The sequence below is a fragment of the Caballeronia sp. LZ019 genome (assembly GCF_031450825.1).
In the GTDB taxonomy this organism is placed as follows: Bacteria; Pseudomonadota; Gammaproteobacteria; order Burkholderiales; family Burkholderiaceae; genus Caballeronia.
On record NZ_JARTVZ010000005.1, the window covers coordinates 286278 to 311740 of the forward strand.

Genomic DNA, 25463 nt, shown 5'->3' on the forward strand with positions numbered 1-25463 from the left:
GTCTATTTACGGTTTCTGTTCGTTATCAGGCAGCGACCTTCGCCGACTTCATCAGCTTGATGAAGCGGTCGAACAGATACGCGATGTCGTGCGGCCCCGGCGACGCTTCCGGATGGCCCTGGAAGCAGAACGCCGGCTTGTCGGTCAGCGCGAAGCCTTGCAGCGTGCCGTCGAAGAGCGAGACATGCGTGACCTTCGCGTTCGCGGGCAGCGTGGCCGCGTCGACCGCGAAGCCGTGATTCTGCGACGTAATGACCACGCGGCCGTCTTCCATGTCCTTCACCGGATGATTCGCGCCGTGGTGGCCGGTCTTCATCTTGGTCGTCCTGGCGCCGACGGCAAGGCCCATGATCTGATGCCCGAGGCAGATGCCGAACGTCGGAATGCCGCGCTCGATGAATTCGCGCGTCGCGCGGATGGCGTAGTCGCACGGTTCCGGATCGCCGGGGCCATTCGACAGGAAGATGCCGTCCGGATTGAGCGCGAGCGCATCGGCGGCGCTGGCCTGCGCCGGCAGCACCGTGACGTGGCAGCCGCGCTCGGCCAGCATGCGAAGAATGTTGTACTTGACGCCGTAATCGAATGCGACGACGCGGAATTCAGGCGACTTCTGCTCGCCATAGCCGCTGCCGAGGCGCCATTCGCTTTGGGTCCACTCGTAACGCTCCTGCGTGGACACGACTTTCGCGAGGTCCATGCCGGCGAGTCCGGGGAACGAGCGCGCGAGACGCAGCGCTTCGGCTTCGTCGTCGCTGCCGGCGAGAATGCAGCCGTTCTGCGCACCCTTGTCGCGCAGCACGCGCGTGAGTTTGCGTGTGTCGAGGCCCGCAATGCCGACGACGCCCTGCGCCTTCAGATAATCGGAAAGGGTCTGCTCGGACCGGAAGTTCGAGGCCAGCACCGGCAGGTCTCGGATGATGAGACCGGCGGCATGGACTTTGGTGGCTTCGACGTCTTCGGCGTTCACGCCGACATTGCCGATATGCGGATACGTCAGCGTGACGATCTGGCGGGCATAGCTCGGATCCGTCAGGATTTCCTGATAGCCGGTGATGGCGGTGTTGAACACCACTTCGCCGATCGTCGAACCGGCCGCGCCGATGGAATGACCACGAAAGACCGTGCCGTCGGCAAGTGCGAGTAATGCGGGGGAGAATGACGGCAACACGGGAAGCTCCTTGGGGAACACCCTGTTACCGACCTGTCTGTCCGAAATTCAGGCTTGGGACCGCGCTCGCGGAGCACGGCTTTCCTTAGCACGATGGCGGCGGCTCACAGGCGGGCATCGTGGCTCGAAGCGGCCCACTTGCGCGCGGCAAGCGGAGTATCGAAGCGGACGATCGGCGGCGTGCGGCGCGCGCTGCCAGGCGCAGCGAACGACGGGGAATGGGAGGTAGGCGCTAGGGTGCGGGTTGATATGCTCAAACCTTCGAATTATAGCGCGAAGTCAACGGTTTGGCCATATTTCGGGAATTGTCCGCTTGCGGTCGATGCCGGGAGCGGTTCCTCGACGAGGCTTACGACGCGGTCCGCTCGGTCTTTCGAAGCGCCCGGCTCGGCAGCATGTACCACACGGCGCTCGCCGCCTGCAACGCGATCAACACCGCCCACACGGTCTGATGCGCGATCGCCGGAAAATGACCGTTCTCGGTCGGCCACAACGAAAGCATCGCGCCGATACCGACCTGAAACCCGAAGATCAGCAAGAAGATTACGAGCGTGAGCGTCGTGCTCGCGCGGCCGATCATATGCGAAGGAAAGTGCTCGGCCATGACCGCGTAACTGAGAATCCCGGTGCCGCCGAAGATGCCGTAAGCCGCAAGCAACACCGCTGGCGGCAACGGCACGCGCAGGACCATCAGCAACTGGACGGCGACGTACAGCGCCATTCCGGCACCGCAGAAGGCGTACACCGTGACGCCCCGCCGCTCCATCCCGCGCGCCGCCGCGCCGAAACCGACGCAGCCGAACATCATCGCGAAACCGAGCACCGAGACGAGCGCGGCAGCGTGCGCGGGCGTGAGGCCCATGACATCCAGCAGATAGGGACGAATCCACAGCGATTGCATCGCGTAGAACACGCCTTGCGTCACGACCGAGAAAGAACCGATCTTCCAGAACGCCGCGCTCTTCAAAATGTGCCACGTACCCTTGAACTGGCTGACGACATCGGCCTGATGGCGAGTGTCCGCGGTGCGCGGCGCGAACAGGACGATGGCCGCCGCGACGGCGATCGTGAAGACGCCGAGGCCCACGCAAACCTGCCGCCAGCTCGCGACATGCAGCAGCGAGGCAAGCGGAGAGCCGACCACGACGCCGCCCAGTCCGCCGACCGCCATCGTAAAGCCGTTGATGAGCGGCAGCCGCGCGACGGGAAAATGCTGCGCCGACGCCTTGAACGCCGCGCTCAGGCAAACCGAAACCCCGACGCCGATCAGCAAGCGCCCCGCCATCAGGCCGGCCAGTCCGTGCGAAGCCCCGAAAACCCAGATTCCAGCCGCCGCGAACAAGAGCATGCCGGCCGTCACCGGCCGTGGCCCGAAATGGTCGAGCATCACGCCGACAGGAATCTGCGCCACGGCGAAGCCGATGAAGTACAGCGACGTCAGCAAGCCGAGGTCGGCGGCAGACAGGCCGAGGTCGTGCGTGATCAGCGGAGCGAAGCCGAGATTGACGCCCCGGAATACGTACGAGACGAAGTATCCGGCGGCGAACAGCAGAAAGACGCGGAGACGAACGGAGGACGGCATGCGATTCATTGCCTGCTTAATTCTTCTGGATTGCCAGTTTAACCGTGCCGCCAAATGAAAACACCGTCACCTTGGTGACGGCGTGGAATAACGCAGCATGGCAAGCCGTTGATGCTTACTTCTTGCTCTTGGCGCTGCTGGCGTGCGTGGCCGAGGTCTTCGTTGCTTTCGGCGCGGCAGGCTTGCTGTGGGCCGCTTTCGATGCGCCACCGGACGCCGACACACGCGTCAGCGTATGGCCCGGCGCCTTGCCATGAGGCGTTTTCGCCGTCACGCGCGTGCCGATCTTCTTCACGCCGCCCGACGCACGGCTCGACGCCGCCACGGTTTCAACGCGCACCGGACCCGGCTCAGCCGGGACCGGACGGCCATACGGCACGTGCAGCACGACGACCTGCCCCGGCAGGAAAACGTCGCGACTCGTGCGATTCCATGCTTTTACCTGCGCCACCGATACGTTGTACCGATCCGCGAGCGTGGCGATGGTCTGCTTGCGGCGCACGCGGATGGCCATCTTGCGCGTGTCCGGCACGTCGCGTTCGACGGCGAGGATAGCGTTGGCGGCGACATCCGCGCTGATGTCTTCGTCGTCGTCATCGGTGCGCGGCACGACGATGGTCGATCCCGGCTTCAGACGCATGCCCGCCGGAATGCGGTTGACGGACATGAGCGTGTCCGCGTCGACGCCGATCTTTTCAGCGATGGCCGCAGGACGCGCCCGCTCCGTCACCGTGTACGTGGTCCACGACGACAGCGCGCCGGTGTACGAACCGAGGTTGCGCTGGAAAGTAGCGGCGTTGTCGAACGGCAGGAGAATCTGCGGGTTCGTCGCACCGAGAATGACCGGCTTGGCGAACGACGGATTCAGCGAGCGGAATTCCTCGACGCTCATGCCGGCGAGCTTCGCGGCCATGGTCACGTCGATGTCGCGCGCCGTCGTGACGGTCACGAAGTACGGGTGATTCGGGATATCCGGCAACGCGAGTCCATATTGCTGCGGATTGGCCACGATGTTCTTGACCGCCTGCAGCTTCGGCACGTAGTTGCGCGTTTCGTTGGGCATGCGCAGGCTTTCGTAGTCGGTCGGCAGGCCGGCCGCTTCGTTGCGCGCGATGGCGCGCTGCACGTTGCCCTCGCCCCAGTTGTATGCGGCGAGCGCGAGATGCCAGTCGCCGAACATGTCGTGCAGACGCGAAAGGTAATCGAGCGCGGCGCTCGTTGACGCCAGCACGTCACGCCGCTCGTCCTGCCACATGTTCTGCTTGAGGTTGTAGTCGCGTCCGGTGCCGGGCACGAACTGCCACATGCCCGCCGCCTTGGCCACCGACAGCGCCTGCGGGTTGAACGCCGATTCGATGAACGGCAGCAGCGCCAGTTCGGTCGGCATATGGCGCTGCTCGAGTTCCTCGACGATGTGATACAGGTACTTCTGCGAACGCGTCGTCATGCGCTGGACGTAGTCGGGCCGCTGCGCATACCAGTTAGCCTGCATGTCGACGAGGTCGCTTTGCAGATCTGGAATCTGAAAGCCGCTGCGGATGCGGCTCCACAAGTCGGCCGACCCCGCGAGCGAGGTGACGGGCGTCTTGTTGACGTTGATGGTTTCCTTGGCGGCTGCGGTGCGGCGAATGGTGTCGGCGACTTCTTGCTGCGAGGCGGCGGTGGGAGTGGCGGAGGTGGTACTCGAGGCGGGCGCTGTCGGTCCCCGACTGGCGCAGGCGGCCAGCATCAGGACGGATAGCGCACTCAGTGTTAGTCGCATGAACGTCTTTGCTTCCAAAAAGTGAGGCTTGGAAATTTGGAGCCGATAGTACGGAACCGCACCTAGGACGTCAATAAGAATGCGCGCAAAACCCCTGCAAAATCTTGTATCTAACGCCGTTTCCAATGTATCGGATGAAGTTCTGCGCGAAATCGGGCGTTCAGCGGAACTTGTCTTTCCAGCCGCGCATCACGCGGAATGCGTCGAGCCGGTCCGTGACCGGCGTGCCGGACTGAGCAGAAAGCGTGGCTTGAATTGCCGGCTCGTTGACGCGCAAGAACGGATTGACGGCCTTCTCGTGAGCGATCGTCGTCGGCAACGTGGGCTTGCCGGCGGCGCGCAAGGTCTGCGCTTCGTCGTTCCAGCGGGCGAGCGCGGCGCTCTCCGGTTCGCAGGCGCGCGCAAAGCGGATGTTCGACAGCGTGTACTCGTGCGCGCAATGCACCTGCGTGTCGTCGGGAAGCGCGGCGAGCGAATCGAGCGAAGCGAGCATCTGCTGCGGCGTGCCTTCGAAAAGACGCCCGCAGCCGCTTGCGAAGAGCGTATCGCCGCAGAATAGATGCGGCGTGCCGCGCGCATCGGCTTGCTGGAAATAAGCGATATGCCCCGCCGTGTGACCTGGCACGTCGATGACCGACAATTCGAGCGCGGGTTGCGCGATGCGCACCGTATCGCCGCCGGAAAGCCGCGCCGTCACAGACTCGATGCGCTCGCCGGCCGGGCCGTAGACGGGTACGCCGCCCTCTGCCGTTCGGCTATCGAGCAGCGCTTTCACGCCGCCGACATGGTCGTGATGATGGTGCGTGAGTAAAATAGCGGTCAGCCGCCAGCCGCGTTCGGCGAGATACGCTTCGACGGGCGCGGCGTCGCCCGGGTCGATGACGACGGCATCGCGCGAATCCGACAGGATCCAGATGTAATTGTCTTCGAACGCCGGGACGGGCACGTATTCCAGCACCGGCTTGGGCGTGCGTTTGGACGAATCTTCAGCAAGTGAATCCATGGCGATCATCTACGCGGCATCCGAACATGTCTGACCGAGCGATTATAGACTGGCCCGCCTGGACGAACTCCGCGCCGGGGCGCTACGTGCTCGAATGGGAGCAGGCGCAGCTCGATCGCGTGGTGTCGGACATTTTCGGCTATCACGCGCTTCAGCTCGGCATGCCGCAACTCGATGCGCTGCGCGAGAACCGCATGACGGGTCGCGCGCTCGTGCTCGATTCGGAAAGCGGCGCGAGCGCGCCGTACACGCTGCCGCATGCCGCCGGCCACGGCGTCAGTGCGCTGCCGGCCGCGAGCGCGCCGGACGGCCGCAGCACCGTCTGGTGCGACCTGCTCGACCTGCCGTTCGAGGCGCAGAGCGTCGATCTGCTCGTGCTGCCGCATACGCTGGAGTTCTCGCGTGATCCGCACCGGCTTCTGCGCGAAGCGGAGCGCGTGCTCGTGGCCGAGGGCCAGTTGATTATTCTCGGGTTCAATTCATTGAGCCTGTGGGGGGCGCGACAATCGCTCGGCAAGGTGGCGGGACGGCCGTTCGTGCCCGCCGCGCACGAGATGATCGCGTTCACGCGTATCAAGGACTGGATCAAGCTGCTCGGATTCGACCTTGAACGCGGGCGGTTTGGCTGCTATCGTCCGCCGCTTCTCACCGATAAATGGCTGCAGCGCTATCAGTTCATGGAGCCTGCCGGCGACCGCTGGTGGCCCATCTTCGGCGCGGCTTACATGATTACCGCAGTGAAGCGCGTGCGCGGCATGCGGCTCATCGGTCCCGCCAAGCTGAAGAAGCCTGCGCTCGCGCCCGGCCTCGCGCCCGTCGCCGCCCCGCACACTCGCAACGAGCATTGATGACTGAAGAATCCGCATCGACGAAAGTAATCGACATCTATACGGACGGCGCCTGCAAAGGCAATCCCGGCCCCGGCGGATGGGGCGCCCTGCTCCGTTTTGGCTCGCTGGAAAAGGAGCTGTTCGGCGGAGAAGCCGCCACGACCAACAATCGCATGGAGCTGATGGCCGTAATCGCCGCGCTCGAAGCGCTCAAACGCCCGTGCCATGCCGTGATCCACACCGACTCCCAATATGTGCAGAAAGGCATCAGCGAGTGGATACACGGCTGGAAGAAGAAGAACTGGATGACCGCCGCCAGAACGCCCGTCAAGAATGCCGATCTCTGGAAGCGGCTTGATGCGCTCGTCGCGCAGCACCAGATCGAATGGCGCTGGGTGAAAGGTCACGCGGGCCATCCGGAGAATGAACGCGCCGATGCGCTCGCCAATCGCGGCGTGACATCGCTTGCCGACAGCTGAACGTACGCACCGACAAAGACATCTCATGCGCCAACTGATACTGGACACGGAAACCACCGGCCTGAACGCTCGCACGGGCGACAGGATCATCGAAATCGGCTGTGTCGAGCTCGTGAATCGCCGGCTGACCGGGAACAACCTGCATTTCTACGTGAATCCCGAGCGCGATAGCGACCCGGGCGCGCTCGCCGTGCACGGTCTCACGACCGAATTCCTGAGCGACAAGCCGAAGTTCGCCGAGATCGCCGCCGAGTTGCGCGATTTCATCACGGGCGCCGAGTTGATCATCCACAACGCGCCGTTCGACATCGGCTTCCTCGACATGGAGTTCGCGCTGCTCGGACTGCCGAAGGTCACGGAGATGTGCGCGGGGGTGATCGATTCGCTCGTACACGCAAAGCAGATGTTCCCCGGCAAGCGCAATTCGCTGGATGCGCTGTGCGACCGCTTCGGCATCAGCAATGCACATCGCACGCTGCACGGCGCGCTGCTGGACTCGGAACTGCTCGCCGAAGTCTATCTGGCGATGACGCGCGGCCAGGAAAGCCTCGTCATCGACATGCTGGGCGAAGCGCAGCTCGAAGGCGCGAGCGACGCGCCGCGCATTTCGCTCGACGATCTCGATCTGCCGGTGATCGCTGCGACGACCGACGAACTCGCTGCACACGAAGCCGTCCTTAACGATCTCGACAAGGCGGTCAAAGGCACGAGCGTGTGGCGCATCGAAGCGGCCGAAACTGAGCCTGATGCCGTCGCCGCATAATTTTTCGCTTTTTCTTAAAGAACGGCTTTACGAAGAGCGATAGTCCTGACATAATCTCAATCTCTTCGGGTGGTTAGCTCAGCGGTAGAGCACTGCCTTCACACGGCAGGGGTCACTGGTTCGATCCCAGTACTACCCACCAGGATTCTGGTGCTGGTAAAGCCAAGACACCGAAGATCAAAGGGCCCGAGTCTCACGACTCGGGCCCTTTTCATTTGTCGGCCACGTTCGCTTCAATGCGCCCACACGCCGCGCGCCATTCCGCTCGCCGCAATCACCATCATGATGACAAGCGCCGCTTGCACGTCGCTCATCCATGCGAAGCGCCGCGCGCGCGTCAAGTCGATCGCCCCGCCCTGCGCGAGCGCCATACGCCAGCGGATCAGCGCGAGCATCGGCGACACTTCGATCAGCAGGATCGCCACCAGCGCGGTCATCTTCAAGTGAAAGAGAGGCTCATGCAGGTAGTACGCGCCGCCCTTCTCGAAGCCGCCGAACGCGCGCATCACGCCCGTCACGATCAGCACGATTGCCGTCACGCCCCACACGGAGTCGGAGCGGAACACGTCGCGCAGACGCGTTGCGTTCGCCTGCACCGACTGCACGGCGTCGAGCCTCCGCAACGCGCGCGCACGCCCGAGCACCGAACCGAGCGCGAAGCCGAAAGCAAGCAGATGAAGTGCGGCAAGCAACCAGCGTATCAGCATCCTTTCCTCCCACGATCGACAAGAAAGACCTGCTCGCTACAACGGCATCAAACCTGATGCAGGGTGCTATCCAGCGCACGCGCCGCGCTGCGATCGCCTTCGGTGGCGAGCGGCGCGCGAAACACCGTCGTGCGGTTGTGCCCGGCAGCGGCGGGCGAATCCCAGAGCAACTCGACTTTCGGACGGCGTGTGAACCAGCCTCGCCGCGCGATGCCGTTCCCTTGCACCGACGGCGCAGCCGGCTGCGTCGATGGCGTCAGTATCGTCGGGGACGATGCGGCGCGGGTGTCAGGCGGCGTCGGCCATTTGACCGAAAGCTCGCGCGCGTCGTATTGGCCGAGCTTGCGGCTCTCGGCCCAGACCATCGCGGTGCGGGTGACGGGATCGAGGGAAATGGCGTATCGGCCGATGGCGAAGCGCCTCGCCGCGATGTTCGTGCGCCACAGCGCGCGCGGGCGGCAGATCCACATCACGACTGCATACAGCGCCGGGCCGACGGCCATCCAGCCGTTGGTCTCGGCGAGCGCATGCAAGAACCGCCGCCAGCCCGCCGTCCAGACGAACGCGCCGACCGAGAACACCGCGAATCCGAACGTGAGCAGCGCGATAAAGCGCAGCGCCTGCCGAAGCCATTGCGGCAGCGGATGCAGCGGCCGGTCCATGCGCGCCTTCGCGCCCGGCAGGACAATCAGCAGAAAAATGAGCACCAGGTTGAGGCACGCCCACGGCGATGATGTCATTGCGCGCAGCGAGGACAAATAGCCCATCTGCGACATGGAGAACGCCCATCGCGCCGCAAGTACGACTCCGATCGCCCGCAGCGCGAAAACGGTGCCTGCGCCCGGTGCCGGCGCCGCGCTGGTTTGCCTGGTTCTCGCCAAAACGTGCGCTCCTCTCGACCGGCGCGGGCGTTCTTGCGCCGCATTCGGTCCCATGCAATTGATTGCCATCGATACATGATGCACGCCGTCGGGCGGCCATGCGCTTCGCCTCGCGAAGCCCGGTCATTATAGGGAGATTGCGGATGTCGTCAGAGGTTTCGCAACGCGAACGCGGCCCCGCGCTCCAATTTGCCACTTGACTGTGCCGACAGCACAACGCCCCGCGCACCTTGCGGCACGCGGGGCGTCGGTCATGCCGCATCGCTGCGGCACGGGCGATGCAACGACGCTCAGGCGTTGGCTTCGCGCAGAACCGTGCGGCGCTTCTGGCGCAGCAGTTCCTCGTAGTTCTGCACGTAGCGCGCAGCCATGACCTTCGACGAGAAGCGCGTTTCGAACGCTTCACGCACCTTGGCGCGCGACAGCGTGTCGAGACGCTTCACCGCGGCGATCGCCGACAACTCGTCTTCCACGACGAAGCCCGACACGCCGTTCTCGATCACTTCCGGCACCGAGCCGCGATTGAACGCGATGACCGGCGTGCCGCAGGCCATCGCCTCGATCATCACGAGACCGAAGGGCTCCGGCCAGTCGATCGGGAACAGCAGCGCGTGCGCGTTGCCCAGGAACTCGGTCTTCTCGGCTTCGCTGATTTCGCCGATGTACTCGACGTGCGGCAGCGCGAAGAGCGGCTTGATCTCTTCTTCGTAGTAGGCGCGATCGGCCTTGTCGAGCTTGGCGGCGATCTTGATTTTCATGCCCGCGGCCTGCGCGATGCGAATCGCCCGGTTGACGCGCTTTTCCGGCGAAATGCGGCCGAGGAATGCGAGATAGCCCGGCTTCACGTTCGGGATCGGCGTCAGCAGGTTTTCCGGCAGGCCGTGATACACCGTTGACAGCCAGTTCGCCTGCGGCAGCGGCTGGCGCTGGTTGTCCGAAATCGACACGACCGGCACGTCGTTGAACGTGCGGAAGATCGGCTGGAGCTCGGGCAGGTCGAGGCGGCCGTGCATCGTCGTCAGGAACGGCACCGGCTGGCGCGCGAACAGCGAGAACGGGTAATAGTCGATGTGGAAATGCAGCACGTCGAATTCGTCGGCGCGGCGGCGGACTTCCTCGAGCAGCAGCATGTGCGGAGCCATCGTGTCGCGGATCGTCGGATCGAGACGCAACGCCTGCGGCCAGAAAGCTTCGAGCTTCGCGGACGTTTGCGAATCACCGCTCGCGAAGAGCGTGACGTCGTGTCCGGCCTCGACGAGTGCCTCGGTCAGATATGACACCACGCGTTCCGTGCCGCCATACAGCTTCGGCGGAACAGCCTCGTGGAGGGGCGCGATTTGAGCGATTCGCATTGTCGTGAAACTCCTAATGAAAGATCAGGCAAAGTACTGCTGTCGTGTTGACGTCGGGAGCGAATCGCTCGCCTCGGGCGAAAGCAGTCACTGCGCAGTCGCCGCGGCGTGAAAGCTGGTGCTCGAGTGAAAGAAGCGGGGGTCGCCGATCACTGCTTGGCGCGACTCGGAACAGGGCAGGTCCGAGACCATATCTCAAAAAGCGCCACGCATGGAAATAACGCGCTTCCTCCCGGCAGGTTGACGGCTTCCTACAGAAAGCTGTCGAATATTTTCGTGCTATCGGCTTGTTCAAAAGCCGGTGAGAAGCTGGGGCGCATTATGGAGCTTGCGACGGCGCAAATAGGCGGTGCATTTCAACTTATTTACCTTGTTACACGGGGGAAACACTTTGCAAACCCCTGTTTATTAAGGTTGTTCTACATTGGAGCACGTGCTTCGGTCACGCACCGGAGCCGCTTCGCGCGCGCCCGGCGCGGCGGCTTCGAGCAAGACGCTGGCGCGACGCGTGCTTTCTCCCCGTTGTCGTGAAGGCGCCTCCGGTCACGAGCGCGGGCCTCCAGTGGATGAATTCCGCGTCCGGCCACGCTCCATCGCAAAAATGCGCGCGTTGTGCTTACAATGCGCGCCCAAGCCCAAGGTCGTGTGCGGCCGTCTATCGACGCAGCGCCGCCGCCTCGCCGGCTGAATGAACGACTGTTCGATGCAGAGCCGGCGGAACGGGCCGCGCATCGTTTGCCTGAATGACGTTCGCCTTTCCGGTTACTGGCTACAATTCAGCCAGTGGAGACGGCGCGTCGTCGCCGGGTTCGATGTCCAGCGCATCGGACAGACGTGATGTGAATGGCATCGCCCGAAGACGCAACACACGCTCAACCGCTTTACGACCAAAAAAGACCATTGGACCAACTCACCGTCTCCCAGCGTAACGCGCACAACGCGAAGCTCGCGAGCTACGCGAATCGCCCGCTCGCGTTCCTGATGCGCTACATCCGCCGGCATCCGGTCGCCCATGCCATCGTGCTTTGCAGCGTTTTCGCCGCGGTCGGTTGCGCGCTCGCATCGCAATACGCGATCAAGCATCTGATCGACGTGCTCGGCCAGGGGCGCGGCCATCCCGGTCCGCTCTGGGGCGCCTTCATGATCCTGGTCGGGCTGATCGCCGCCGACAACCTGCTCTGGCGGGTCGGCGGCTGGGTCGGCGCGCACGTGTTCGTGATCGTCACCGGCGACTTGCGCAAGGACCTCTTCTCCTATCTCTCCGGCCACTCGCCCACGTACTTCTCCGAAAAGCAGCCGGGTATGCTCGCGAGCCGCATCACGGCGACATCGAACGCCATCTACACGTCCGAAAACGTGATGGCGTGGAACGTCCTGCCGCCCTGTATCGCGGTGCTGGGCGCGATCGTGATGATCGTCGCGGTGAACCCGCTGATGGCCGCCGGGCTGATGTGCTGCTCGCTGGTGCTCGCGTTCATCCTGTATCGGCTCGCCAAGCGCGGTTCGGCGCGGCATCACAGTTTCGCGTCGAAGGCCGCCTCGGTGGACGGCGAGCTCGTTGACGTGATCGGCAACATGTCGCTCGTGCGCGCGTTCGGCATGACGTTCCGCGAGCAGAAGCGCTTCGGCTCGACCGTGAAGGCCGAGATGGTCGCGCGTCAGCAAAGCCTGCTGTACCTTGAAAAGCTGCGCCTCTTTCACGCGGTCGTGACGGCGATTCTGTCGGCTGGCCTCCTCGGCTGGGCCCTGTGGCTGTGGTCGCAAGGCCGCGCGACCTCGGGCGATATCGTGCTCGTCAGCTCGCTCGGCTTCACCATCCTGCACGGCACGCGCGATCTCGCCGTCGCTCTCGTCGATGTGACGCAGCACGTCGCGCGCCTCGCCGAAGCCGTGCAGACGTTGCTGGAACCGCACGGCATGCCGGATCGCTCAGACGCGACGGAACTCGTGCCGCAGGGCGGGCGCGTCGATTTCGAAGGCATCACGTTCGCCTATCCGCGCCGCCGCCCGATTCTCGACAACTTCCATCTGCATATCGAGCCGGGTCAGCGCGTCGGTCTGATCGGCAAGTCGGGCGCGGGCAAATCGACCGTCCTCGCGCTGCTGCAGCGTTTTTACGAGACACAGAAGGGCAGCATCAAGATCGACGGGCAGGATATCGCCGCGATCACGCAGGACAGCCTGCGCCACGCGATTGCGCTGGTGCCGCAGGACATTTCGCTGTTCCATCGCACGGTGTTCGAGAACATCGCGTACGGACGTCCCGATGCGAGCCGCGAGGAAGTGCTCGCCGCCGCGCGCGAGGCGCGCTGCACGGACTTCATCGAAGCGATGCCGGAAGGCTTCGATACGATCGTCGGCGATCGCGGCGTGAAGCTGTCGGGCGGGCAGCGGCAACGCATCGCGATTGCGCGCGCCATTCTCAAGAACGCGCCGATCCTGCTGCTCGACGAGGCGACCTCGGCGCTCGACAGCGCATCGGAAGAAGCGATTCAGCAGGCGCTCGACCGGCTGATGGTCGGCCGCACGGTCATCGCGATTGCGCACCGTCTGTTGACACTGCAGAACTTCGATCGCATTATCGTGATGAGCGCGGGCAAGGTCATCGACGACGGCTCGCCGCAAGAACTGCGCGAACGTCCGGGGCTGTATCGGGAGTTGCTGGCGAAGCAGCACGGCAAGCTGCCCTCGATCGTCGCGACGCCGCACAAGCAGCCGGCGTAAGGAAAGCAAAGCGAGATCGAGCCGCGTTTCCTGAAAGGAAACGCGGCTTTTTTACGCGCTCAGCGCGCCTTCAGATCGCGCAGGAAGTTATCGCGCCACACCGACACGTTGTTGTCCCGCAGCAGCGCATACATGTCGCGATGTCTCGCGCGCCGCTCGTCGAGCGGCATCGCCAGCGCAGTGGCGAGCGCTTCCGCCATGCCGTCGATATCGAGCGGATTCACGATCAACGCCGCCTTCAGTTCCCGCGCCGCGCCCGCGAATTGCGACAGCACGAGTACGCCGGGATCGTCCGGGTCCTGCGCCGACACGTACTCCTTGGCGACCAGATTCATGCCGTCACGCAGCGGCGTGACGAAACCGACATGCGCCTCGCGGAACAACGCAGCGAGCACCGGCCGCTCGTACTGGCGATGGATATAGCGGATCGGCGTCCAGTCGAGCTCGGCGTATCGACCGTTGATGCGGCCGGACTCCGCTTCCAGTTGCAGCCGGATATCGCGGTAGGCGTTGACGTCCGAGCGCGTCGGCGGCGCGATCTGCAGGAACGACACGTTGTTGCGCTGCTGCGGATCGTGCTCCATCAGGCGCTCGAACGCCCGGAAACGCTCGACCAGTCCCTTCGAATAATCGAGCCGATCGACGCTCATCACGAGCTTGCGTTCGTGCAGCGTCGCCTTCACGGTCTGCACGTCGCGGCCGCTTTCGCCGTCTTTCGCCAGCGCGCGGACCTCATCGGGATACACGCCGATCGGATACGCCGCCGCCTTCAGCACCTTGCCGAACGCGCGAACTTCCACCGGCTTCGTCGTGTGCCGGATGAGCGCGCCGCCCGCTTCGGTCTCGATGTAATCGCAGAACGCATGCAGGTCGGGGCTGGTCTGGAAGCCGAGCAGATCGAACGCGCACAGCGCCTCGATCAATTCTCGATGACGCGGCACGCTCAACAGAATCTGCGACGCCGGAAACGGGATGTGCAGGAAGAAGCCGATGCGGTTCGTCACGCCCAGTTCGCGCAACGCCTGAGCGAACGGAATCAGGTGATAGTCGTGCACCCAGATGACGTCGTCGGGCCTGAGCAGCGGCACGAGCTGCGCGGCGAGCCAGCGGTTCACGCGGCAATAGCCGTCGTATTCTTCGGGATCGAATTCGATCAGATCCGGGCGATAGTGAAACGCCGGCCACAGCGTCGCGTTCGAAAAGCCGCGGTAATACTGGTCATAATCGCGGCGCGCGAGACCGATGGTCGCGAACGTCACCGGCCCCTGCTCTTCCAGCGTGATCGCCTCGGGCGGCGCAGCCAGCACGTCGCCGCTCCAGCCGAACCACACGCCGCCGGTTTCCTTGAGCGCGTCATAGACGCCGACCGCGAGCCCGCCCGCCGCCGGGCCGCCTTCCGAGATCGGCGCAACCCGGTTCGACACGATGATCAGGCGGCCCATCAGGCGTGCTTCCCTGCCGTGCCCGCGATCACCTGGAGCCAGTCGAGCAGCAGTTCCACCGATTCGATGCGCGCCCGCGCCACGGTTTCGCCCGCGCCGACCTTGATCGACAGGCCATCGAATTCGTTGACGACCGCGAAGCCTTTCTCGTCGGTGAGATCGTCGCCGATGAAGACAGGCTTTCGTCCCGTGAACGGCGGCTCGGCCATGAATGCACGCAACGCGCGGCCCTTGTTGACGCCCTTCGGCTTGATTTCGTACACCATCTTGCCCGGCTGAAGCACGTAGGCATCGGCGTATTCCGCGACGAGACGCTCGGTGGCCGCGCGCGCGGTCGGCTCGCGCTCGGGCGCATTCCGGTAATGCAGCGCGAGCGCCGCGCCCTTGATTTCGAGCAGCATGCCCGGATTCGCGTTGACCACGCCTTCGAGCACGTGCTCCATGCGCAAGAGCCGCTCGTCGTGGAAGCCGATGCGCTGCACGTCGCCGTTGGCGTCGCGCCGCTCCGCGCCGTGCATCCCGGCGACGGGCAGATCGGGTATCTGCAGGAACGAATCGATATTGTCGATGCCGCGCCCCGACACGACCGCGACCGCGTTATTGGTCGCGCGCCGCAGCGATGCAAGGATGTCGGGCACCGAACGCGGCACGAAGATGCCGTCGGGCGTGGAGGCGAGTTCAACGAGCGTGCCGTCGAAATCGAAGAAGAACGCGGTCTCGGCAAGAGACAGAGAATCGGGAAGAATTTGCATCGATCTTTGGCCTGTGGTTTGCCTCGTGGCTTGCTTCGTCGCGGCGGGGCCGACGCCGAAGGCGCGCATGTTATGTGCGTCGGCTTTCGATTGCGGAGCCGCTCGACTTACGGATGCGTGCGTCCGGCTTTCGGCGAGCCTGAAGTATGCGGCAAATCGTCTCAAAAATAAGCCGCAAGGTAGATGATGCGCCACCTACGGCCTCGAAGGCGTGTATTTTGCGATAGATGTTCCTGCCTTCAAACCCCCGCCGCACGCCGCTCCGACCACTTCCGATGCACGCTTCGTTCCCCACTTTGCCGTTCCTGCGCGCGAGCCGCTGGCGCGTTCTCACCGCGCTTATTTCGTTGTGTGCGCTCGCCGGGTGCTCGCGTCCGGCCGAGCCGTGGCGTCTGACCGACGTGTCCGGCCACCTGCCCGATCTGAACTTCTCGCTCACCGACGACACCGGCGCGCACGTCACCGGCCGTTCGTTCGCCGGCCGCGCGACGCTCGTCTTTTTCGGCTACACGCACTGCCCCGATGTCTGTCCCGAAACGATGGCGCGTCTGATGCAGGTGCTCCGGCAGCTCGGGCCGGATGCAGACGCGGCGCGCGTCGTGTTCGTTTCCGTCGATCCCGCCCGCGATACGCCCGCGCTCCTGCACGCATACGTCCGCGCGTTCGACGACCGCCACGCAGTCGGCCTCACGGGTGGCGATCGCGCGATCGAGGCCGTCGCGCAGCGGTATCGCGTGGCGTATCAGATGGAAAAGCGCGATCCGAACGGCGCGTATGAAGTGACGCACAGCTCGGCGGTCTATATCTTCGATCGCGACGGCCGCGCGCGCCTGCTCGCCACGGACCGCGATTCGATCGACGCGATCGCCGCCGATCTGCGCCGCATCATCCACGCGAAGGACGCGTGACGATGACGACGCTGCTTTACTGGCTCGAACCCTGGGAGCCGTCGCCGACGGTCGTGGCCGCGATACTCATCGCCGCCGTGCTTTTTGCGCGCGGCGCGGGGCATGCGCGGGTATCGGTATCGCGCCGCATCGCATTCTGGCTTGGGCTGAGCGCGCTGTACGTGGCGCTGCATACGCGGCTCGATTACTTCTTCGAGCACGAGTTTTTCATGCACCGGCTGCAGCATCTGGTGCTGCATCACCTCGGGCCGTTTCTGATCGCGCTGTCGTATCCGGGCGCGGCGCTGCGCGCGGGCGTGCCGTTCGAATGGCGGCGGCGCTGGCTGCGTCCGGCCGGGCGGACGCGCGTCGCTCGCGTGACGTTCGATATCGTGTTCAATCCGCTCGTCGCGGTGACGCTTTTCGTCGGGCTGATCTACTTCTGGCTGCTATCGCCGATTCACTTCAAGGCGATGCTCGATTACCGCCTCTATCGCGTGATGAACTGGAGCATGGTGATCGACGGCCTGCTCTTCTGGTGGCTCGTGCTCGATCCGCGTCCCGCGCCGCCCGCGCGGCTCGCGCCCGGTTGACGCATTCTCGTCGTGATTGCCGCAATTCCGCCGCAGATCGTCCTCGGCGCGTTCATCTTCTTCACGCCGCACGAGCTGTATCCGATCTATTCGATTTGCGGCCGCGCCTTCACCTGGATCACGCCGATGCGCGATCAGCAGATCGGCGGACTCTTGCTATGGATTCCCGGCTCGATGATGAGCGTGGTCGGCGCGCTGATCGCGCTGCGTCACTGGCTGCGGCTGTCTGCGCGCGCGCGGCTGCGTCAGGAGTCGAAGCCGGGACGGCGCATCCACACGTGCGGGATGCCGTCCTCGTCATGCACCCCCGACGATGCGACGAATCCGAACGCGCCGTAGAAGCGCTGCAAATGGGCCTGCGCATGCAGGCTAATCGGCTGGTCGGGCCATTGTTTGAGAATTTCTTCGAGCGCGCGCTGCAGCATCGCGTTACCGAGCTTCATGCCGCGAAAGCCGGCGGTGGTCAGCACGCGGCCAATGCGGACGTCCTTCTCGTTTTCATCCGGATGGCCCGGCAGCAGCACGCGCAGATAGCCGGCGAGTTTCGGGCGCGGTTCGCCTTGTCCGTATGCCAGAAGATGCCACGCATCGACATCGAGCCCGTCGATATCGCCATAAACGCAGTTCTGCTCGACGACGAACACCGCGCTGCGTGCGGCGAGCATGTCGTAGACCTCCGCGGTGATCAGATCATCGAAGCGCTTCCAGCGCCATTCAAGGTCGGAGAGTTGGGTGGTCATCGTTGTAGGAATCGGGGGCCTTGCGGCGTGCCGCAATTATGCCGCGAGGCAGCGCGAGCAAAACGCCGCGGAAAAAGAAAAAGCCCTGACAAGTCAGGGCTTTTTAAGTGGAGGCGCGAACCGGAGTCGAACCGGTCTAAACGGCTTTGCAGGCCGCTGCATAACCGCTTTGCTATCGCGCCAAAAGCGGTGTGGCTTGCTGGCCGATCAAAGCCGGCCAGACTACCAAACAAAAAGGGAAGCGTTGCTTCCCCTTTGACTGGAGCGGGAGACGAGTCTCGAACTCGCGACCTCAACCTTGGCAAGGTTGCGCTCTACCAACTGAGCTACTCCCGCATATCCTGCGCTGCTACTGCTATTCCGATGCCGCTTCGCCACCCATTCGGCTCGCGCTGCTCACACCGAAATTCTGAAACTGGAGCGGGAGACGAGTCTCGAACTCGCGACCTCAACCTTGGCAAGGTTGCGCTCTACCAACTGAGCTACTCCCGCATTGACTGCTTGCCTGATTCGCTTCGCTTTGTTACTGCTTCGCGTCGCGCATCAGAGAAACGAGATTATGTAGAAGCCAAAGCGACCTGTCAACTGTTTTGTCTGCGGTTTTTTCGGCTTCGACGCAATTTTTTGCGCTTCTCCTCGCGACCGTTTCACCGCATGCCGCCGCGCTCGCGAATCTGCGGCCAGGCGAGCTTCATGTAGTAGAACATCGACCAGACGGTGAGAAACGCCGCCACGTTGATGAGCCACAAGCCCCACACGCGTGAATCGAGCACCCATTGCGTGCCTGGGATATTCAGGCGGCCGTAGAACAGCAGCATGGGGATGGCGATCATCTGGCAGACCGTCTTGAACTTGCCGAGCGAATTTACCGCGACGCTCTTCGATGCGCCGATCTGCGCCATCCATTCACGCAGCGCCGATATGGTGATCTCGCGTCCGACGATCACGAGGGCGATCACCGCGTTGAGCCGCGCGCTCTGCACGAGCACGAGCAGCGCGGCGGTGACCATCAGCTTGTCGGCGACGGGGTCGAGAAACGCACCGAACGCCGACGTCTGATCGAGCTTGCGCGCGAGGAAACCGTCGAACCAATCGGTGAGCGCCGCGAGCACGAAGATGATCATCGCAAGCAGGTTGCGATGCTCGAGGCTCAACATCATGTCCGGCAGATAAAACACGCCCACGACGAGCGGAATCAGCACGATTCGCAGCCACGTCAGGAAGATCGGTAGATTGAACGGCATGGGCGAAAGTGAGATCGAGTGCGAGAGGTGTGGGAGGCGCCATTGTGCCGCGTCGATCCGACGCTCACAAGGCGCGTGCTCATGCAACCGCGCGGCCTGCCGCAACCCGCGCGACGGGGTTTCCCGTCAATGCAACTGCCGGTAAATCTGCTGCGCAAGCGCAAGCGATATGCCCTCCACGCTCGCCAGGTCCTCGACGCTCGCCGCCTGCACGCCCCGCAGTCCGCCGAACCGCGACAACAAGCGCTGACGCCGCTTCGCGCCCACGCCTTCGAGTTCCTCCAGCCGCGATGTCTGACGCGCTTTCGCCCGCTTCGCCCGCATGCCGGTGATGGCGAAACGGTGCGCTTCATCGCGGATTTGCGCGACCAGCATCAGCGCCGCGCTTTCCTTGCCGAGCTCCAGCGCGGGACGGCCGTCCGCGAAGATGAGCGTTTCGAGGCCGACCTTGCGCCCCTCGCCCTTCGCGACGCCCACCAGCATGCCGTGATCGAGCCCGAGTTCCGAGAAAACCTGCCGCGCGATTTCCACCTGCCCCTTGCCGCCGTCGATGAGCACGATGTTCGGCAGCGTGCCGCCCGCGGCCAGGGCCGGCGCGGCATCGGGCGTGACGTTGGGATCGGCGGCGGCGTCGGGCTGCATCGTCGCGGCTTCCTCGTTCGCGTTCGCCGCCGCCTGCGCGACCATCTTTTCGTAGCGGCGCGTGAGCACCTGGCGCATTGCGGCGTAATCGTCGCCGGGCGTGATGCCGGTGATGTTGTAGCGCCGATATTCGCCCGACTGCATCTTGTGATGGTGATACACCACGCACGACGCCTGCGTCGCTTCGCCCATCGTATGACTGATGTCGAAGCACTCGATGCGCATCAGCGCGAGGTCGTCCATGTCGAGCCCGAGCGTTTCCGCGAGCGAGCGCGTGCGCGCCTGCTGCGAGCCCTGCTCCGACAGGAGACGCGCGAGCGCGAGCTTCGCGTTCTGCTCGGCCATCGACAGCCACACGCGCTTCTGACCTTGCGGCTGGCGCAGCAGCGTGACCTTGTGCCCGGCCTGTTCGATCAGCAGATCGACGAGCTCGCGGCTCGCCGGCGCATGGCTCACGACGAGCACCGGCGGCACGCGGTTGCCGATGTAGTGCTGCGCCATGAACGCTTCCAGCACTTCGGATTCGAGCGCGCCTTCGCGCACGGCGGGTTCGGTCTGGTCCTCGACGTCCAGTTGGGCCTCGACGCTCGCCGCGCCGGCATCGCCTTCTGTCGAAGGCACGCCCTCTTGCGCCGCTGCCTCTTCTCTCGCGGCGTGCGCGATCGCTTCGAATTCCGGCGCGGGTACATCGACGAGTGCCTGCACGTCCGCTTCGACGGCTTCGTCGTCTTCGAGGCCCGCTTCGTCGTCGTCCTCGGCGAGCGGCATCGCGCTTTCCACGTGCGCCGGAAAATACGCCTTGTCGCCGAGATGGCGCCCGCCGCGCACCATCGCCAGATTCACGCATACCTTGCCGCCCAGCGCGACGACCGCGAGGATATCGACATCGCTCTCGCCGCCGACCTCGATGGCCTGCTGATGCAGCACCGTCGACAGCGAGCTCATCTGATTGCGCACCGCCGCCGCCTGTTCGAACTTGAGCTCGGCCGCGAAGGCATGCATCTTCTCTTCCAGCTCCTTCATCACTTCGCCCTGCCGGCCGAGCAGAAAGCGCGACGCGTTCGACACATCGCGCGCGTAATCCTCCTCGCTGATGAGGCCGGTGCACGGCGCGGTGCATCGCCCGATCTGATGCAGCAGACACGGACGCGTGCGATTGCTGAACACCGAGTCTTCGCACGTGCGCAGCTGGAACACGCGCTGCAGGATGTGGATGCTCTCGCGCACCGCCCACGCGCTCGGAAACGGCCCGAAGTACTGGTTCTTCTTGTCGACCGCGCCGCGGTAGTACGCCATGCGCGGAAACGCGTGCCCGGTCAGCTTGAGGAACGGATACGACTTGTCGTCGCGAAAGAGAATGTTGTAGCGCGGCGCGAGCGCCTTGATCAGATTGTTTTCGAGCAGCAGCGCCTCGGCTTCGGAACGCGTGACGGTCGTCTCGATCTTGCGGATGCGCGTGACCATCATCGCGATGCGCGGCGAATGCAGGGTCTTCGTGAAGTAGCTCGACACGCGCTTCTTCAGGTTGCGCGCCTTGCCGACGTAAAGCACGGCGCCGTCGCCGTCGTAATAGCGGTACACGCCGGGCAGATGCGGCAACTGCGCGAGCGTCTTCTTCGGGTCGAAAGTCGGGTCGGGGGCGTCGGTCGGAGTCATGCAGCGAATATCGTGACGATGCGCGGAAGGGACAAGGGAGGCGGCGCACCGTGCGGCGGACGGTGTCTTAGAATCGCCAGTTTAGAACATTACGACGCGGTCTCGCCGCCGCTCATGCCGCCATGTCCACGCCCCTGTCGCATCAAGCAGGCCAGGAACTCGCCTGCGATATCTTCTGCGCGGTCGTTGACAACTTCGGCGATATCGGCGTGTGCTGGCGGCTCGCGCGTCAGTTGCGCGCGGAGCACGGCTGGCGCGTGCGGCTGTTCGTCGACGATCTCACCGCTTTCCACGCGCTGTGTCCCGCCGTCGATGCGTCGCGCGCGCGGCAAGAAGCGGCGGGCGTCGTCATCGAGCACTGGCGCGAGCCGGCGCATGCGGGCGACGCGCTCGCTATCGCCGATGTCGTCATCGAAGCGTTCGCCTGTGAGATCCCCCATGCCTATGTCGCCGCGATGGCGCGTCGCGCGCCGAAGCCCGTCTGGGTCAACCTCGAATATCTGAGCGGCGAAGACTGGGTTGCGGACTTCCACATGCGGCCGTCGCCGCATCCGCGCTTTCCGCTCGAGAAGAGCTTCTTCTTCCCCGGTCTCGGCGCGGGCACGGGCGGCGTGCTGAAGGAGCGCGGGCTCGATGCGGCCCGCGAACGTTTCGATGCCGCGGCGTGGTGGCGCGAGCGCGTCGGCATCGAGCGGCCGGAGGCGGCATCGACGGTGATTTCGCTTTTCGCCTACGAGAACCCCGCCGTCGATGCGCTGCTCGCGCAGTGGCGCGATGGCACTTCGCCGGTCGTGCTGCTCGTGCCGGGAGGCCGCATTTCGGGCGCGGTCGCGCGCTTCTTCGGCCTGCCGAAGTTCGCCGCAGGGACATCGGCGCATGCGGGCGCGTTGCAGGCGCATGCGCTCGGTTTCGTCGAGCAGCCGCGTTTCGACGAACTGCTGTGGGCCGCCGACATCAACTTCGTGCGCGGCGAAGACTCGTTCGTGCGCGCGCAATGGGCGCGCAAACCGTTCGTGTGGCACATCTACCCGCAAGCCGACGACGCGCATCTCCCGAAACTCGATGCCGCCCTCGCCCACTACACGAGCGGACTCTCGCCGACGGCGCGCGCTGCGATCGATCGCTTCTGGCACACGTGGAACGGCGCGGGAACGCCCGACTGGGCGGATTTCTGGCGGCATCGGGGCGAATTCGCGGCGCGCGCTTCGCAATGGGCCGACGAACTGGCGGGCGTCGGCGATCTGGCGGGCAACCTCGTCGCGCACGTGGCCGCACGCATGGGCGGCTGAAGCCACGCCCGCCGGCTGGCCAAATAAGCAAAAACTCAGTTAAAATAAGCGGTTATCCGAGCGCGGGCCAAATTTCACTGACTACGCACGGCGCTCCGCCCGAATCGATCCAATCCGCAGATCAGCAATCCACGGCAACACTCAAGCCAAATTCAATCGTAAGGACCCAGTTTTTATGAAGACCGCACAAGAACTCCGCGTCGGCAACGTCGTCATGATCGGCAGCGATGCCATGGTGGTGCAGCGTGCCGAATACAACAAGTCCGGCCGTAACGCAGCGGTCGTGAAGATGAAGTTCAAGAACCTGCTGACCAATGCCGGCATGGAAACGGTCTACAAGGCCGACGACAAGTTCGACGTCGTCGTGCTCGACCGCAAGGAAGTGACGTACTCGTACTTCGCCGATCCGATGTACGTCTTCATGGACGCCGACTACAACCAGTACGAAGTCGAAGCAGAAATGATGGGCGACGCGCTCAACTATCTCGAAGACGGCATGGCGTGCGAAGTCGTGTTCTACAACGAGAAGGCCATTTCGGTCGAACTGCCGACCACGCTGGTTCGCGAGATCGTCTACACGGAACCGGCCGTCAAGGGCGATACGTCGTCGGGCAAGGTGCTGAAGACCGCAAAGCTGAACACCGGCTTCGAATTGCAAGTGCCGCTCTTCTGCAACATCGGCGACAAGATCGAAATCGACACGCGCACGAACGAATACCGCAGCCGCGCCTAAAGCAGGCAATCGCGTAAGCCTTACGCCGGCCACGCCGGCGGCGGACGGCGGTTACGGAACCGCCTGTCCACGCTTAGATAAAAGCGCCCCATCGCGGGCGCTTTTTCTTTTGCATGAATTTTTTGACAAATTCAGGCAAACTTTACCGCTTGCAAGCAAACAGTTTGTGTAGCAAGCCGGCCTCGCATCCATTCTATGTGACTGTTTTTGTTGCGTTACATGCGACACCACGCCCCGCGCGCGCACCGTCTGACGAATTGGCACGATTTCTGCTCGATCCGCACATCCCGACTGAAGATGTCACGAGATGCAAACTCAGCGTTCCCGCGCTGGCCGATGGATCATCGTCGCGGCGTTCGCATTGCCCGCCTTCGCTTCGATGCCGGGATGCCAGTCCACGTCGGGCGGTGAGTCGTCCGCGGATTACGCGTCGGACGCTTCGGTGACCGCGCGTGTGAAAGCGGCGCTTCTCGCCGATCCGGGATTGAAGTCGCTCGCGGTGAGCGTGGCGACGTATCGCGGTGTCGTTCAGTTGTCCGGTAACGTGAATTCGGAGGAACAGATTCAGAAGGCCGTCGCCGTAACCCGCAGCGTGTCGGGCGTGCAATCCATCAGCAACGATCTGCACATCAAGCCGCAATGACGCAGTAGTCGAAATTCAAGCGCAGGACAAGAACAAACCGCAGCGGGACCCAACGCGCCGCGCCATCGAGCACGACAAGGCGCCGCAGCCCGCCCACGAGCGCCCGAGTTCCAAGCGTCGCCTTTGCCCGGCGACGCATGCTGCAACGGCAATTACAGTCTCTTTTGATACGTTGTGTCTGCCATGCCACACGCACTGATTGTCGAAGACGATCCCAATAGCCTGTCCGGCCTGTCCGCGATCCTGTCGGCGGACGGCTTTTCCGTCGATACCGCGACCACGCTCGCCGAAGCGCGCGCCGCGCTGACGCGCTTCATTCCCGATGTCGTGCTGATCGACCTGAACCTGCCCGACGGCAGCGGGCTCGACCTGCTGCCGAGCCTGCCCTCGCAACCGCCTGACGGCGCGCTGCCCGTCATCGTGATGACCGGCAACGCGACGGTCGAAAGCGCGATCGAAGGCTTGCGGCACGGCATCTGGGATTACCTGCTGAAGCCGGTGAACATCCCGCGCCTGCGCAGCCTCCTCGCACGGATTCCGCGTCCCTACGAGCTGACGGAGGAGGTGCAGTCGCTGCGCTCGACGCTGCGCGAACTGGGCCACTTCGGCGACATGCTCGGCCGCAGCGCGGTCATGCAGCACGTCTACGATCAGATCGAACATACCGCGCCGACCGAAGCCGCCGTGCTCATCTGTGGGGAGCCGGGCACGGGCAAGAAGCTGGCCGCGCGCACGATTCACCAGTTGAGCCGCCGCCGCAAGGGACCGTTCGTCAGTTTCGACTGCTCGACCGCGCGCACCGACGGCACCCAGCGTTCGATGGAAAGCATTCTCTTCGGCCACGAGCGCAATGCGTTCGCCGGCGCGGAGAACCGCGAGCCGGGCCTGCTCGAGCAATCGGGCGGCGGCACGCTCTTTCTCGATCAGATCGATTCCCTGCCCGCCGCGCAGCAGGAAGCGTTGCTGCGCGCGCTCGATTCGCAGACGTTCATGCGCGTCGGCGGCAGCAACCGCATCATGACGGACTTCCGCCTGATCGCATCGTCCCGTACGCCCGCACGCGACGCGGTGACGAGCGGCGCGCTGCGCGAGGACCTGTTCCAGCGACTATCGGCATCGTCGATCATGCTGCCGCCGCTGCGCGAACGCGACGACGACATCGCGCTGATGGCGGAGCAATTCGTCGATGAACTCAATCGCGAAAATCACATCGCCGGGATCACGAGCGGATCGCCGAAGCGCATCAGCCCGTCGTTCCTGCGCGAGTGCATCGCGAACGACTGGCCCGGCAACGTGCGCGAAATGCGGGATCGCGTGCGGCGCGCGTATCACGCATCGGGCGAAACCATCGAAACGCTCCGTGCCGACGAGCAAGGCGGCCCCGGCGGACGCGGCCTGAACGGCAGCAGCGTGCAGGTGACCGTCGGCACCGCGCTGGCGGACGTCGAAGACATGCTGATTCGCGCGACGCTCGAAGCGGTCGGCGGGACGCGGCATCGCGCGGCGACGCTGCTCGGCATCAGCCCGAAGACGCTCTATAACAAGCTGCAGCGGATGAAGCTCGAATCGTAAGTTGTGCGGTCGATTGAAA

Annotated in this window: 21 protein-coding genes, 4 tRNA genes and 1 pseudogene; 11 read left to right on the top strand and 15 right to left on the bottom strand. The window is 64.1% G+C overall.

Going from position 1 to position 25463, the window contains the following annotated elements; translation table 11 throughout:
* Positions 1-25: 25 nt before the first annotated feature.
* The 4 genes from carA to gloB all read right to left on the bottom strand — a co-directional run bounded on the left by carA (position 26) and on the right by gloB (position 5524).
* Positions 26-1168 carry a glutamine-hydrolyzing carbamoyl-phosphate synthase small subunit gene (carA, locus tag P9255_RS14710; protein ID WP_309764423.1) on the bottom strand — a complete coding sequence of 381 codons (1143 nt, stop codon included), beginning with the start codon at positions 1166-1168 and terminating at the stop codon, positions 26-28.
* Between the two features lie 349 nt (positions 1169-1517).
* Entirely contained in the window at positions 1518-2750 is a 1233-nt protein-coding gene (locus P9255_RS14715; RefSeq protein WP_309764422.1) for an MFS transporter, read from the bottom strand.
* Between the two features lie 115 nt (positions 2751-2865).
* The gene (locus tag P9255_RS14720; protein WP_309789954.1) at positions 2866-4512 is read right to left on the bottom strand and encodes a transglycosylase SLT domain-containing protein; all 1647 of its coding nucleotides are present in this window, start codon (positions 4510-4512) and stop codon (positions 2866-2868) included.
* Positions 4513-4672: 160 nt separating this feature from the next.
* Positions 4673-5524: a hydroxyacylglutathione hydrolase gene (gene gloB / locus P9255_RS14725; protein ID WP_309789955.1), complete on the bottom strand. Its 852-nt coding sequence runs from the start codon at positions 5522-5524 to the stop codon at positions 4673-4675.
* A gap of 17 nt (positions 5525-5541) precedes the next feature.
* Between gloB and P9255_RS14730 the strand changes: the two genes are divergently transcribed.
* The 4 genes from P9255_RS14730 to P9255_RS14745 all read left to right on the top strand — a co-directional run bounded on the left by P9255_RS14730 (position 5542) and on the right by P9255_RS14745 (position 7729).
* The gene (locus tag P9255_RS14730; protein WP_309764419.1) at positions 5542-6363 is read left to right on the top strand and encodes a methyltransferase domain-containing protein; all 822 of its coding nucleotides are present in this window, start codon (positions 5542-5544) and stop codon (positions 6361-6363) included.
* On the top strand, positions 6363-6824 hold the full coding sequence (gene rnhA / locus P9255_RS14735) for a ribonuclease HI (RefSeq protein ID WP_309764418.1): 462 nt from the start codon (positions 6363-6365) through the stop codon (positions 6822-6824). Before P9255_RS14730 ends, rnhA begins: the two co-directional genes overlap by 1 nt.
* A gap of 25 nt (positions 6825-6849) precedes the next feature.
* A complete protein-coding gene (dnaQ, locus tag P9255_RS14740; RefSeq protein ID WP_309789956.1) occupies positions 6850-7587 on the top strand; it encodes a DNA polymerase III subunit epsilon in 738 nt (245 codons plus the stop codon).
* Positions 7588-7654: 67 nt separating this feature from the next.
* Positions 7655-7729, top strand: a tRNA-Val gene (locus tag P9255_RS14745).
* A 91-nt stretch (positions 7730-7820) separates the two neighbouring features.
* On the opposite strand, the gene P9255_RS14750 is transcribed toward P9255_RS14745, so the two are convergent.
* From P9255_RS14750 to P9255_RS14760, 3 genes are all read right to left on the bottom strand, one after another.
* Positions 7821-8294, bottom strand: a complete 474-nt coding sequence (locus tag P9255_RS14750; protein WP_309764416.1) for a DUF2214 family protein — start codon at positions 8292-8294, stop codon at positions 7821-7823.
* Between the two features lie 47 nt (positions 8295-8341).
* Positions 8342-9175 carry a hypothetical protein gene (locus P9255_RS14755; RefSeq protein ID WP_309789957.1) on the bottom strand — a complete coding sequence of 278 codons (834 nt, stop codon included), beginning with the start codon at positions 9173-9175 and terminating at the stop codon, positions 8342-8344.
* A 290-nt stretch (positions 9176-9465) separates the two neighbouring features.
* A complete protein-coding gene (locus P9255_RS14760; RefSeq protein WP_309789958.1) occupies positions 9466-10527 on the bottom strand; it encodes a glycosyltransferase family 4 protein in 1062 nt (353 codons plus the stop codon).
* Between the two features lie 843 nt (positions 10528-11370).
* On the opposite strand from P9255_RS14760, the gene P9255_RS14765 reads away from it, so the two are divergent.
* Positions 11371-13251 (top strand): ABC transporter ATP-binding protein, encoded by a 1881-nt coding sequence (locus tag P9255_RS14765; RefSeq protein WP_309789959.1) that lies wholly within the window; start codon positions 11371-11373, stop codon positions 13249-13251.
* A 59-nt stretch (positions 13252-13310) separates the two neighbouring features.
* Here P9255_RS14765 and otsA read toward each other — a convergent pair whose 3' ends face one another.
* The gene (gene otsA, locus P9255_RS14770) at positions 13311-14693 is read right to left on the bottom strand and encodes an alpha,alpha-trehalose-phosphate synthase (UDP-forming) (RefSeq protein ID WP_309789960.1); all 1383 of its coding nucleotides are present in this window, start codon (positions 14691-14693) and stop codon (positions 13311-13313) included.
* A complete protein-coding gene (otsB, locus tag P9255_RS14775; protein ID WP_309789961.1) occupies positions 14693-15445 on the bottom strand; it encodes a trehalose-phosphatase in 753 nt (250 codons plus the stop codon). The genes otsA and otsB overlap by 1 nt, the downstream gene beginning before the upstream one ends.
* 275 nt (positions 15446-15720) lie before the next feature.
* Here otsB and P9255_RS14780 point away from each other — a divergent pair, with 275 nt between their 5' ends.
* Positions 15721-16353, top strand: a complete 633-nt coding sequence (locus tag P9255_RS14780; protein WP_309789962.1) for an SCO family protein — start codon at positions 15721-15723, stop codon at positions 16351-16353.
* A 2-nt stretch (positions 16354-16355) separates the two neighbouring features.
* A pseudogene (locus P9255_RS14785) lies at positions 16356-17264 on the top strand (cytochrome c oxidase assembly protein).
* Here P9255_RS14785 and P9255_RS14790 read toward each other — a convergent pair.
* The 6 genes from P9255_RS14790 to uvrC all read right to left on the bottom strand — a co-directional run bounded on the left by P9255_RS14790 (position 17171) and on the right by uvrC (position 21207).
* Positions 17171-17665 carry a GNAT family N-acetyltransferase gene (locus P9255_RS14790; protein WP_309789963.1) on the bottom strand — a complete coding sequence of 165 codons (495 nt, stop codon included), beginning with the start codon at positions 17663-17665 and terminating at the stop codon, positions 17171-17173. The pseudogene P9255_RS14785 and the gene P9255_RS14790 sit on opposite strands and share 94 nt — an antisense overlap.
* Positions 17666-17773: 108 nt before the next feature.
* Positions 17774-17847 (bottom strand) — tRNA-Cys (locus P9255_RS14795).
* Positions 17848-17925: 78 nt separating this feature from the next.
* Positions 17926-18001 (bottom strand) — tRNA-Gly (locus P9255_RS14800).
* A gap of 80 nt (positions 18002-18081) precedes the next feature.
* Positions 18082-18157: transfer RNA gene (locus tag P9255_RS14805), tRNA-Gly, on the bottom strand.
* Between the two features lie 155 nt (positions 18158-18312).
* Positions 18313-18909 carry a CDP-diacylglycerol--glycerol-3-phosphate 3-phosphatidyltransferase gene (pgsA, locus tag P9255_RS14810; protein WP_309764407.1) on the bottom strand — a complete coding sequence of 199 codons (597 nt, stop codon included), beginning with the start codon at positions 18907-18909 and terminating at the stop codon, positions 18313-18315.
* A gap of 126 nt (positions 18910-19035) precedes the next feature.
* Positions 19036-21207, bottom strand: a complete 2172-nt coding sequence (uvrC, locus tag P9255_RS14815) for an excinuclease ABC subunit UvrC (RefSeq protein WP_309764406.1) — start codon at positions 21205-21207, stop codon at positions 19036-19038.
* Positions 21208-21329: 122 nt separating this feature from the next.
* Here uvrC and earP point away from each other — a divergent pair, with 122 nt between their 5' ends.
* The 4 genes from earP to P9255_RS14835 all read left to right on the top strand — a co-directional run bounded on the left by earP (position 21330) and on the right by P9255_RS14835 (position 25444).
* Positions 21330-22496 carry an elongation factor P maturation arginine rhamnosyltransferase EarP gene (gene earP, locus P9255_RS14820; RefSeq protein ID WP_309789964.1) on the top strand — a complete coding sequence of 389 codons (1167 nt, stop codon included), beginning with the start codon at positions 21330-21332 and terminating at the stop codon, positions 22494-22496.
* Between the two features lie 175 nt (positions 22497-22671).
* A complete protein-coding gene (gene efp, locus P9255_RS14825; RefSeq protein WP_309764404.1) occupies positions 22672-23229 on the top strand; it encodes an elongation factor P in 558 nt (185 codons plus the stop codon).
* Between the two features lie 307 nt (positions 23230-23536).
* Positions 23537-23872, top strand: coding sequence for a BON domain-containing protein (locus P9255_RS14830; RefSeq protein ID WP_309764403.1), 336 nt, complete (start codon positions 23537-23539; stop codon positions 23870-23872).
* A gap of 183 nt (positions 23873-24055) precedes the next feature.
* Positions 24056-25444, top strand: coding sequence for a sigma-54 dependent transcriptional regulator (locus P9255_RS14835; RefSeq protein ID WP_309764402.1), 1389 nt, complete (start codon positions 24056-24058; stop codon positions 25442-25444).
* The last annotated feature ends 19 nt before the right edge of the window (positions 25445-25463 follow it).